Source organism: Gordonia marina (assembly GCF_052036135.1).
GTDB lineage: Bacteria > Actinomycetota > Actinomycetes > Mycobacteriales > Mycobacteriaceae > Gordonia.
Window position 1 is genome coordinate 102,000 of record NZ_JBPSDN010000015.1, and the last position, 10,520, is coordinate 112,519.

General features: G+C 68.1%; 10 protein-coding genes. 3 read left to right on the forward strand and 7 right to left on the reverse strand.

Annotation, left to right across the window (positions count from 1 at the left end; all coding sequences use genetic code 11):
* Window positions 1-19 precede the first annotated feature (19 nt).
* The 3 genes from ACSEEN_RS11775 to ACSEEN_RS11785 form a co-directional block, all read right to left on the reverse strand.
* On the reverse strand, window positions 20-871 hold the full coding sequence (locus ACSEEN_RS11775; protein WP_247868085.1) for a TIGR02569 family protein: 852 nt from the start codon (window positions 869-871) through the stop codon (window positions 20-22).
* An 83-nt stretch (window positions 872-954) separates the two neighbouring features.
* Window positions 955-2,136 (reverse strand): molybdopterin-synthase adenylyltransferase MoeB, encoded by a 1,182-nt coding sequence (gene moeB / locus ACSEEN_RS11780; RefSeq protein WP_247864843.1) that lies wholly within the window; start codon window positions 2,134-2,136, stop codon window positions 955-957.
* Window positions 2,133-3,101: a DUF3152 domain-containing protein gene (locus ACSEEN_RS11785; RefSeq protein WP_440713257.1), complete on the reverse strand. Its 969-nt coding sequence runs from the start codon at window positions 3,099-3,101 to the stop codon at window positions 2,133-2,135. Before ACSEEN_RS11785 ends, moeB begins: the two co-directional genes overlap by 4 nt.
* Window positions 3,102-3,195: 94 nt before the next feature.
* Here ACSEEN_RS11785 and fasR point away from each other — a divergent pair, with 94 nt between their 5' ends.
* Window positions 3,196-3,843: an HTH-type transcriptional activator FasR gene (gene fasR, locus ACSEEN_RS11790; RefSeq protein WP_440713258.1), complete on the forward strand. Its 648-nt coding sequence runs from the start codon at window positions 3,196-3,198 to the stop codon at window positions 3,841-3,843.
* Window positions 3,844-3,903: 60 nt separating this feature from the next.
* Here the strand turns inward: fasR and ACSEEN_RS11795 are convergent, their stop codons facing one another.
* On the reverse strand, window positions 3,904-4,134 hold the full coding sequence (locus ACSEEN_RS11795) for a DUF3107 domain-containing protein (protein WP_440713259.1): 231 nt from the start codon (window positions 4,132-4,134) through the stop codon (window positions 3,904-3,906).
* Window positions 4,135-4,212: 78 nt separating this feature from the next.
* Window positions 4,213-4,872, reverse strand: a complete 660-nt coding sequence (locus tag ACSEEN_RS11800) for a ferritin-like fold-containing protein (protein WP_298446312.1) — start codon at window positions 4,870-4,872, stop codon at window positions 4,213-4,215.
* Window positions 4,873-5,169: 297 nt separating this feature from the next.
* Between ACSEEN_RS11800 and ACSEEN_RS11805 the strand changes: the two genes are divergently transcribed.
* Both ACSEEN_RS11805 and ACSEEN_RS11810 read left to right on the forward strand, forming a co-directional pair.
* Window positions 5,170-6,798: a DEAD/DEAH box helicase gene (locus ACSEEN_RS11805; protein ID WP_440713260.1), complete on the forward strand. Its 1,629-nt coding sequence runs from the start codon at window positions 5,170-5,172 to the stop codon at window positions 6,796-6,798.
* 16 nt (window positions 6,799-6,814) lie between these two features.
* The gene (locus ACSEEN_RS11810; RefSeq protein ID WP_440713261.1) at window positions 6,815-8,068 is read left to right on the forward strand and encodes an Rv3212 family protein; all 1,254 of its coding nucleotides are present in this window, start codon (window positions 6,815-6,817) and stop codon (window positions 8,066-8,068) included.
* 496 nt (window positions 8,069-8,564) lie between these two features.
* On the opposite strand, the gene ACSEEN_RS11815 is transcribed toward ACSEEN_RS11810, so the two are convergent.
* Both ACSEEN_RS11815 and ACSEEN_RS21465 read right to left on the reverse strand, forming a co-directional pair.
* Entirely contained in the window at window positions 8,565-9,347 is a 783-nt protein-coding gene (locus ACSEEN_RS11815; RefSeq protein ID WP_440713262.1) for a hypothetical protein, read from the reverse strand.
* A gap of 333 nt (window positions 9,348-9,680) precedes the next feature.
* Complete coding sequence (locus ACSEEN_RS21465) at window positions 9,681-10,097, reverse strand: polymorphic toxin type 37 domain-containing protein (protein WP_502260912.1); 417 nt, start codon at window positions 10,095-10,097, stop codon at window positions 9,681-9,683.
* Window positions 10,098-10,520: the final 423 nt, after the last annotated feature.

Genomic DNA, 10,520 nt, shown 5'->3' on the forward strand with positions numbered 1-10,520 from the left:
GGTCTGCGATCGGCCGGCCCTACACCAGCAGGCGGACCCGATCAACGACACGCAGCAGCCCGGGGAGCGCGCCCGACGTGGACCGCGGATGCAGCGCGTGCACGCCCAGCCGGAACATGGTGGCGCGCAGGAGCATCTGCGGCCAGTCCTCCAGGTCCGACCAGCGGTCGATCAGATCCTCGTCGGCGCCACCCCAGGCGAGGGCGTCGACGACGACCACCGCCGACGCCCATGACGCGGGCCGCCAGTACGGCACGATGTCGGTGATCGCCGGGGCCGCGGCACCGGCGAACAGCACCGTGCCGAACAGGTCGCCGTGCACCACCTGCGGGGTCGCGGTGACCGGTCGGCGCAGGCCGGCGAGGGTCTTCAGCGCGGCCAGTGATTGCAGCGCGTCCTCGGTGTCCGGCTCGGCCATGCCCGCGGCGCGCGCCGACCGCAACGGCACGTCTTCCCAGGCGCCGCGGTCGGCCGCGTTGAAGACGTCGACGTCGCCGAACGGCGGGGCCGGCGGTTGCAGCAGGAAGCGCGGCCGTTCGAGCTTGGCGAGCGCGCCGTGCAGGCGGTCGGCGACCGCCAGGACCTCATCGTGCCGGGGCTCCGGACTGCCCGCGACGTAGGTGTCCGCGCGCCAGCCGGAGACCACGTAGCGGCCGTCGCTCGCGCGCAGCGGGCGCGCGATCCGCATGCCCTCGACGTACAGGTTCTCCCGGGCCGCGGCGGACCACGCCGCGCGCGCATGATCGGGCACCAGCGTCAGCACGACTTCCCCGACGCGCCAGCCGACCACCCCGCTGCCCTCCATCGCGATGGGGGGATGCGCGGTCAGCCCGAAGGTGGTCAGCACCTGCTCCGGCGGCTCGGCAATCATGGTCACCCTCGAAACATTACCCACGACCAGGCCGCGGCCCGGTGAAGCCACACCGTGCGCCGCCGCACACCGCGGACGGCGGGTCAGTAGATGGGCATGGCCGGATCGACTTGCTCGGCCCAGGCGACGATGCCGCCGCGCAGGTGCCGCACCCGTTGCAGGCCGGCCGCCCGCAGGGCCAGCAGCGCCTCGGCCGACCGGACCCCGGTCTTGCAGTACAGCACCACATCGGCGTCGTGCGGGATCTCACCGAGCCCGGAACCCGAGGTCACCGCGCCCTTCGGCACCAGCCGGGCCCCGGGCAGCCGTACGATCTCCCACTCCACCGGCTCGCGCACGTCGATCAGCACCGGCGGCGACGGCGAATCCAGCGCCGCCCGCAGCTGTTCGGCGGTCACCTCGTCCGCGGGCTCCACCGCCGGCCGGGCGACGCCGCAGAAGGCCTCGTAGTCGTCGGCCAGCGCGGTGATCGGCGCCCGTTCGGGGTCGCGCCCGAAGCGCACCGTGCGCTGGGTCATCGCGAGCGCGTCGTACACCAGCAGCCGGCCCAGCAGCGGTTCCCCGATGCCGCAGATCAGCTTGATCGCCTCGGTGCCCATCAGCGAGCCGATGGTCGCGCAGAGGATGCCGAGGACGCCGCCCTCCGCGCACGACGGCACCAGCCCGGGCGGCGGCGGGTCCGGGTACAGGTCCCGGTAGTTGCGTCCACGACCGCCGGGGGCGTCGTCGTAGAACACCGAGACCTGCCCGGTGAACCGGAAGATCGAGCCCCACACGTACGGTTTGCCGGCCAGCGCGGCGGCGTCGTTGACCAGGTACCGGGTGGCGAAGTTGTCGGTGCCGTCGAGGATCAGGTCGTAGCCGGAGAACAGTTCGACGGCGTTGTCGGCGGTCAGCGCGAGGTCGTGCACCCGGGTACGCACCAGTGGATTGAGGGCGGCGATCGACTCGGCCGCGGAGGCGGTCTTCCGGCGGCCCACATCGGCGGTGGAATGGATCACCTGACGCTGCAGATTCGACCGGTCGACGACGTCGAAGTCGACGATCCCGAGCGTGCCGATCCCCGCGGCGGCGAGGTACAGCAGGGTCGGCGAGCCCAGCCCGCCCGCGCCCATCACCAGCACCCGGGCGTTCGCCAGACGCCGCTGCCCGACCGTGCCGACCTCGGGGATGATCAGGTGCCTGCTGTACCGGGCGATCTCCTCGGCGGTCAGCTCCGGACCCGGTTCCACCAGCGGTGGCAGCGGTCCCTGCGGCGCGGTCACTTGTCCGGGTAGGGCCAGGGGTTCGGCCGGCAGGTGAAGGTGCGATTGGCCTTCATCCCCGGATCGAGGGCGAGGATGTCGCTGTTCGCCGTCCCGAAGGTCTGCTGCATCATGACCGGCGCCAGCGCACCGTCCTTCTCGCACGGGAGGTGGTGCTCGTAGCCGATGCCGTGGCCGGTCTCGTGATTGATCATGTACTGCCGGTAGGCGATGTCGTCGCCGTCGAACGCGGTGGCGCCGCGGATCCAGCGCGCCTCGTTGAGCACCACCCGCACCTCCGGCGGGTAGAAGCACGACGTCTCCAGCTTGATCTGGTAGCCGCACAGCTCACGCGAGGTGTCGGTGGAGGTCAGCGAGATCCGGAGTTCGGGCTCACCCTTGTCGATCCGGCGGAACGCCACCTTGCCCCCGCCGATCCAGCTCTTCGGGTTCGCGAGGGTGGCGTCGACCAGTTTGGCGAAGGCCTTGTCGCCGCCGTAGTCCGACGACTTGAGGCCGTCCTCCACCTCGACGGTGTACGTGTACACCTCGTCGCCGGTGCCGATCTTGTCGGTGGTGCCGGGCACGACGTGGAAGGTCTGCTCGCCCTTGGTGGTGTAGCTGCCGCCGTCCGGCAGCGTCCCGACCGGCAGGGCGCTCTCCGGGATGGTCGACGGCGCACCGACCGGCGTCGTCTCCTTGGTGATGTCCAGGTTGCGGGAATGCGGATCCACCGAGTCCGCCGCGTTCGCGGCGCGCCCACCGTCGTCGACGATGGTCACGACCAGCAGCGCGACGGTGAGCACCGCCAGCACGCCGATCGCCCAGGCGCGCCAGCCCCAGGTGCGGAAGAATCGCCCGATCGCGCCGCCCGACTGCTGTGCGGTGCCGGACTGGTCGGCGATCGGGTCCCATCGGGCGCGCAGCGGCTGGTCGGGCCGCGGGCGCCGGGGGCGGCTCGGCCCCGGCGGTGGTGTACCGGTCACGTCACAACTGTCTCACAGACGTGCACCTATACCGTGCATCCACCCCATGGCACACCCGCGCGAACGAGGTGTCGGGCCGAGTACGCTGCTCTACATGCCATCCGCTGGTTCCTCCGCCGTGCACGGGGCAGATCCCACTGCGCACGGCCGGACCAACACCCGTCTGCCGCGGAGCGCGCGGCGCCGCCAACTGCTCGACGCCGCCAGCGAGATCTTCGTGGAGCGCGGCTACCACTCCGCAGGCATGGACGAGATCGCCTCTGCCGCGGGTGTGAGCAAACCGGTCCTCTACCAGCACTTCCCGTCGAAGCTCGACCTCTACATCGCGGTGGTCGATTCGCATGCCGAGAAGCTGGTGTCCGACGTCAACCGTGCGCTGCTCACCACCACCGACAACTATCAGCGGGTCCGCGCCGCGGTGAAGGCCTTCTTCGATTTCATCGACGAGGACAACTCGGGTTACCGACTCATCTTCTCCTCCGACGCCAAGGACCCCGCCGTGATCCGCCGCGTCGAGGGCGCCACCGAGGCGTGTGTCGACGCCGTCTACGGCCTGGTGATGACCGACTCCGGACTGGATCCGCACCGCTCCCGGATGCTGGCCGCCGGTCTGGTCGGCGCCAGCCAGGTCAACGCCCGCTACTGGCTCGAAGCCAACCGTCCGATCCCGAAGGAAGACGCGGTCGAGATCACCGTCGCACTGCTCTGGCAGGGCCTGTCCGGCGTGCCGCGCATCGGCTGACCCGAATACGACACGGAAAAGGCCGCCCCGTCGGGGCGGCCTTTCGTCGTCGCGGGTCGCTCAGGCGGGGCCGAAGCCGACGCGGCGGTTCTCCGTGGTGCCGACCTCCACGTACGCGATCTTGCCCACGGGCACCAGCACGCGCGAACCCTTGTCGTCGGTCAGCTCCAGCACGCCGCCGTCGGCCAGCGCGTCCAACACGGCCTTGTGCACGTTGTCGGAGCTCTCCTTGGACGTCAGCGACAGTTCGCGGGCGGTGTTCTCGATGCCGATCTTGACCTCAACGCTCATGACGCACGATCGTACGCCAGCGTTCCGGGTGTATCTCCGCTGACCACGGCCCGTTCACTGACAGCGCAAACGGCGTCGTCAGCCGAGCCCGAGTTCGGCCATCCGCTCGGTGTGCCGCTCGGCGATCGCGTCGAAGAAGGCCGTCGCGGTGGCCAGCGAACCGGTGCTGGCGAACAGCAGATCGGTGACGTCGTCGTCCTCGGCCAGCACCCACTGCATGTGGGTGATCGCCTCGCCGAGCAGCCGCCGCCCCCACAGCGTGAGCGGCGCCGCGATCGCCGGATCGGCTTCCACGGCCGCGCGCACCTCGTCGCGGGCGAACTGCGACGACGCCGTGTGCGCCAGGACCTCACGGAACACCTCGCGCGCCTCGCCCGGCAGCGTCTCGACCATCTCGGCGTAGAAGTCGGCCACCATGCCGTCGCTCAGATACAGCTTCACCAGCACTTCCAGCCAGGTGCTCGGCGTGGTGACCCGGTGGTACCGGTCGAACACCCCGCGGTGCGCGGTGATCGCCGCGTCGACCGTGCCGCCGGCGCCGGTGACCTGCTCGGCCAGCAGTTCCAGGTGCGCGATCTCCGAGCCCATCAGCCGGATCAGGGCGACCCCGTCGGCCACCGCCGGCGCCATCGCCGATTCGTCGATCAGGCGGTGCACCGCGGCGTACTCGCCGGCCAGGAAGATCTCGTACAACTTGGTCACGGCGGACTTGTCCGGGGCTGCGGAGGTGTTCGGCATGGCAGTCAGCCTAGGCGGTGGTTCTCGAGCCTGTCGACGGATGGCCCCGGGCCAGGTCGAAGGGTGGTTCCCGAGCCTGTCGAACGGCGGTTCACCGGGGCCGGGCGTGGGTCACGGTACACTCGAGGGCAGACGGAGGCGGCAACGTGCCGGAAAGGCCCGCTGCGCCCGTCGTACTTGAGCGCGCACCGACTATCCGCTCACGCCGGCCGACCCCGCCGCGACTACCGAGCCCGGGGACCCCGTGGAGCCTGACGAGTGCGTGCATGACGCACACGAGAGGCAACGAAAAACTCCATGACCACCCCCACTGTCGACGCGAACGACGACGTCCAGACCACGATCGTCGCCGAAGACCACCAGTCCCCCACCTTCGCCGAGCTCGGCATCGACGACGCGATCGTCGCCGCGCTGGCGGCCGACGGCAAGACCCACACCTTCGCCATCCAGGAACTGACGCTGCCGCTCGCGCTGGCCGGCTCCGACCTGATCGGCCAGGCCCGCACCGGTATGGGCAAGACCTACGGCTTCGGCGTGCCGCTGCTGCACCGTCTGGTGCACGCCGCCGACTACAACCTCCGGCCGCTCGACGGCACGCCGCGCGCGCTGGTGATCGTGCCGACCCGCGAACTGTGCATCCAGGTCCACGAGGATCTGACCACCGCCGCCAAGGGCGTCGGCGTCACCACCGCCGACGGCACCGATCGGCCCATCAAGCTGACCGCCATCTACGGCGGCCGGCCGTACGACTCGCAGATCGCCGAGTTGCAGTCCGGCGTCGACGTCGTGGTCGGCACCCCGGGGCGTCTCCTCGATCTGGCTCAGCAGGGTCATCTGGTGCTCGGCAAGGTGCAGATCCTGGTGCTCGACGAGGCCGACGAGATGCTCGACCTGGGCTTCCTCCCGGACATCGAGCGCATCATGGGCGCGCTGCCGACCCCGCGCCAGACCATGCTGTTCTCGGCCACCATGCCCGGGCCGATCGTCACCCTGGCCCGCACCTTCCTCACCCAGCCGACGCATATCCGCGCCGAGCAGGCCAACGACTCGGCCGTGCACGAGCGGACCACGCAGTACGTCTACCGCGCGCACGCGCTGGACAAGGCCGAGCTGGTGGCTCGCATCCTGCAGGCCGACGGCCGCGGCGCGACGATGATCTTCACCCGCACCAAGCGCACCGCGCAGAAGGTGGCCGACGACCTCGCCGAGCGGGGCTTCAAGGTCGGCGCCGTGCACGGTGACCTCGGTCAGGTGGCCCGTGAGAAGGCCCTCGGCCGGTTCCGCGACGGTTCGGTCGACGTGCTGGTGGCGACGGATGTCGCCGCCCGCGGCATCGACATCGACGACGTCACCCACGTCATCAACTACCAGTGCCCGGACGACGACAAGACCTACGTGCACCGCATCGGCCGCACCGGCCGCGCGGGCCGTACCGGCATCGCCGTCACCTTCGTCGACTGGGACGAGCTGCACCGCTGGGAACTGATCGACAAGGCCCTCGGCCTCGGCCAGCCGGAGCCGGCGGAGACCTACTCCACCTCCGAGCACCTCGGCACCGATCTCGGGGTGCCCGCCGACGCGACCGGCCGGGTCGGCCGTCCGGCCGGCGCGAGCTCGGAGGAGCGTCAGGCCGCGCGCCGCGAGCGCGAGGCCCGGTCCGATCGGCCGAAGCGGGAACGCCGACGCACCCGCGGCGGCCAGCGCGGCGGCGACGCCTCCGCCGCCCCGGACGAGACCACCGGCGCCCCGGACACCGAGACCGCCGCGACCGCCGCGACCGAGCAGGCCACCGGCGGCCAGGGCGAGGGCGCCTCGCGGCCGCGGCGCCGCCGCCGCCGTCGTTCCGGCGCGAAGACCGCGTCCACCTCCGCGACCGCGGCCACCACCGCCGACGCCGGGGCCGCCGCGTCCGGCCCGGCCGAGTAGCGCCGCAGCGTCGACGTTGGCCCGCCTCGCGCCGGAACGCCGCACCCGCCTCGATCTCGCGATCACGGCGGTGCTGGTGGTGCTCGTGATCGCCGGCGGCGTCGCCGTGTGGTGGACCAGTCCGGCCCGATCGACCGAGCTGACGACCGCCGGCACCGACCCCGAACAGCCGTTGCCGACCGAGAGTCTCCCGACCGAGCTGCGTGAGCTGTGGCGCGCGAAGTCGTCGGCCACCGATGTTCCGGCGATCGGCAAGGCCACCATCGTCACCGCCGACGGCGGCACGGTGACCGGGCACGACCCGCTCACCGGCAAGCAGCTGTGGCGCTATCACCGCGACGCCGCGCTGTGCGCGGCCGTCGCGGCTTGGCCGGGCGGCGACAACGACGTGCTCGCCGTCTACCGCGACAGCCGCGGCTGCAGCGAGGTGACGGCGCTCGACGCGAACCGCGGCTCCCGCAAGGGCAACCGCACCAGCGACGCGGACAAGCAGATCACCCTCTCGTACGACCGGACCTTCGCGCTGGCCGCCGGCGACACGCGGCTGGAGACCTGGGGATCCAATCTGGTGCGCGGTATCGAGTACGGCCGGGTCGACGCCCCGGTGAACCCGGGTGTGGCGCCTGACCGGCGGCAGTGCCACATCTTCTCGGCGATCTCCGGCGGCGACCGTGTCGCCCTGATCGAACGGTGTGAGCGCGACGCCGGTTACCGGCTCACCATCCTCGCGTCCACGCTGACCAGCGACGAGAAGATCCGCGAGTGGGGCTCACAGCTCATCACCCCGACCAGTCGCGGCGCGGCGCCGGTCGTGGTGTCGGCGACCGACACGAATGTCGCCGTGTACGACGGCGGTGCCGATACCGGCAAGGTTCCGGCCATCCGGATGTTCGGGACCGACGCCCGCGAGCAGTCCGTCAAGACGGTCGACGGTGACGTGACCCCGCCGGCCGACAGTCATCCGATCACCGGCAGCGGCCTGATCACCTACTGGACCGGCCGGTCGACGGTGGTGCTCGACGCTACCAACGGCATGCCCTACCTGCAGCTTCTCGACACCCTCGGGCCGGGTGAGACGGCCACCGGCCTGCTCGTCCCGGTCCCGGGTGCGATCAGCGTCCGTGATCCGTCCGACGGCCACGAGCTGCGCCGTCTCCCGGTCGACCGCGGCGGCTACACCGGCGTCGTCTCCCTCCGCACCCTCGGCCCGTACGTGGCCGAGCAGCGCGGGGACGAGCTGGTCGTGCTCGGTCCCCCGCCCGCGTCCTGATCTCGTTCAGGTCGCCCGCGCGTTCTGGTCGCCCGCCGTTGAGCCGGTCGAGCCCGCGAGACCAAGTCGAAACGCACCCCCGCGCCGATCATCGAGATTCCATCCCATACAACGCCCGCGGCAACTGCGGCGGGCCAGGCGCCGGTCATCGCCGGCGCCGCCGTCGACGGCGCCGGATCCACGTCTGGATCCTGCACGTAGGCCTGACGCGCACACTCGCTGCCGGCCGGATCAAGTACGACGACATCGACGCCGAACTCCCAGCCCGGCCTCACCGTCAGCTCCGCACTCTCAGGGTTGAAGAGCCCAATGTTGTCACCGATTACGAAGAGGGCGGTCTCAATTCCCTACTGGTCGTCACGCCGACCACCAGGGGGCAGGTTCACCATTTCCAGATGTACCAAGAATCAAAGGAACAAATAGATTGGCGGGCACCTCGCCACCGCTCATCGAATAACCCCGATAGCGCCCACCGACATCGGTTGTCGGAACAGACTCAGCAGTCACCTTCTTTTGATTCTGAGAGTGCCGCCGACAATGCGTTCGCGGCATCGACATCGAACTCGTCTATTTTTCGACGAAATTCGAAAAGAGCTCCGTTGAGCAGTGGGCTGGCTCGGTAGTCAGGACTTAGATTATCCATGTCGTCCAACCTCCCCGCTCGCTCCGACAAATAAAGGGACCAGCCGGGCATGGCAAAAGAACATTGATCTCCATAGCCGTCAGTCATTGGAATTAGTATAGAGTTTCGCAAGGCCGATCCGAACGAAACGGAGGCACAGTCGATGTCTCGAGCTTCAGAGATTCCCGCGAACAACGTAGTCCGCAAGAACTCAGCTACCTCGCCTTCTCCCTGGAGTGATCTCGACCCAAATACGTTCGGATTTTCGACATTGATAAAAATACTGCATTCCGCCCGGTCCGGCGTTTCATCGATGCCAATCTTAACCAGTAGCTCAACGGAGCCATCAAGAGTCCCGCTGTTCCCTAGACGAATACACGCGTCAGAACAGACCAATGAGTTCAATTCGTACGGTGAATTCAACCATGCAAAGGCGGCTCGGATTTGGTCTGGAGTATGAAGTTCCAGAGGAAGAGGCGGCGCCGCATGCTCAGTGATCGGCGTCCACATGACATCCCTCCACCAGGAATTCGCATCGGCAAGTCCTGATAGCACGGCGGCCACCCTCGCATACACATCGCCCGTGTAGTCCGACCAGCCCGGAAGCCACTTGAACTCGAACGAGTATCGTCCGGCTCGTTCAACTGGAAGTTCCATGTGCTCAGAATAGTAGTAGTCCAGTTCACGTTGGCGACGAGTCCTGGCCGGAAAGTCAGACGATACCGGAGGCGGTTCACTTCCCTTTGAATATCCGTCAATCCATCCTTGGATATAAGGTGACCCTTCGGTTCGAATTCTATCGACACGAACTGACATCGGAATTCCGTCGGACAGTCCTCGAACCGTAACTAGTCCACGGAAAGTATGCGGATTTCCCATGACTTCAAATAGCTCGTCACCGCAACCGCTAACCCGAACGAAGACAACCAACTCCCCCTCTCCGTGGTTATCATGATCATCCATTAGCACATCTTTCATAATTTCCCAATTCTAACGTACATGTCCGTCTGGATATACGTTGGCGTGTTTGTTCGTACGAGGATCCACCACATCCCAGTGCGGACCGCCATGAGCCCCCTTGTCCCAGGTCCAAATTCTACCCTTATCGTCGACATACGACCCCTGGTTGCCCGACTTCGGCTTTCCGCCATTTCGTTTCGGAGGTACGTACGCAAGATCCCCATCCTTCGGGAGCTGATCCGCATGTCCAGCTTTGCCCCATTCTGGGTGCGGTCGATCAGCAGACGGAGGAGGCTTGTTGTCCGAAAAGAAGTGTCCGACCCAGTCCTTGACCTTATCGACCTTATCGCCAATCCAACCGGGAAGCTTTCCAATGAGGAGGTCGGGAACCTGATCCCGGTGGTGTAGAACCCAATCCCAGCCCATCTCGGCGATGAGCGAAGCCATCGCCCAGGCGAGCAAGAGCGCAATCGTGTCGCCCAGAATGAAATCGTCGATTCCGAAGAACGCCGGAGTGATTGCGGTTCCGTCGGACGGATCGGCCGGTGTCTCAGGACCGACAGGTGGAGGTTCGACCGGTTCCTGAGGTGGCGGTGCTGGACCGGCCGGTTCAGTGGGCGGCTGTACAGGCTCGACCGGCTGCGGTGGCGGGGGAGGCGGCTGCGGCGACTGCGGGGGCGGATCGTCTGTGTGTCGATGCCAATTGCCGCCCGGGTTGTTCGGATCGTCGCCACCTACCCATCGGGCGTGTCAGATGGTCTGTGTAAGCGGTGAGGTTCAACCCTGAAGGGACCCGCTGTAGTGACTGTCAATCATGATGTGAGCGTGGATGATTCGCGTGCAGAGCAACGCCGGCGACAGACCGAGATG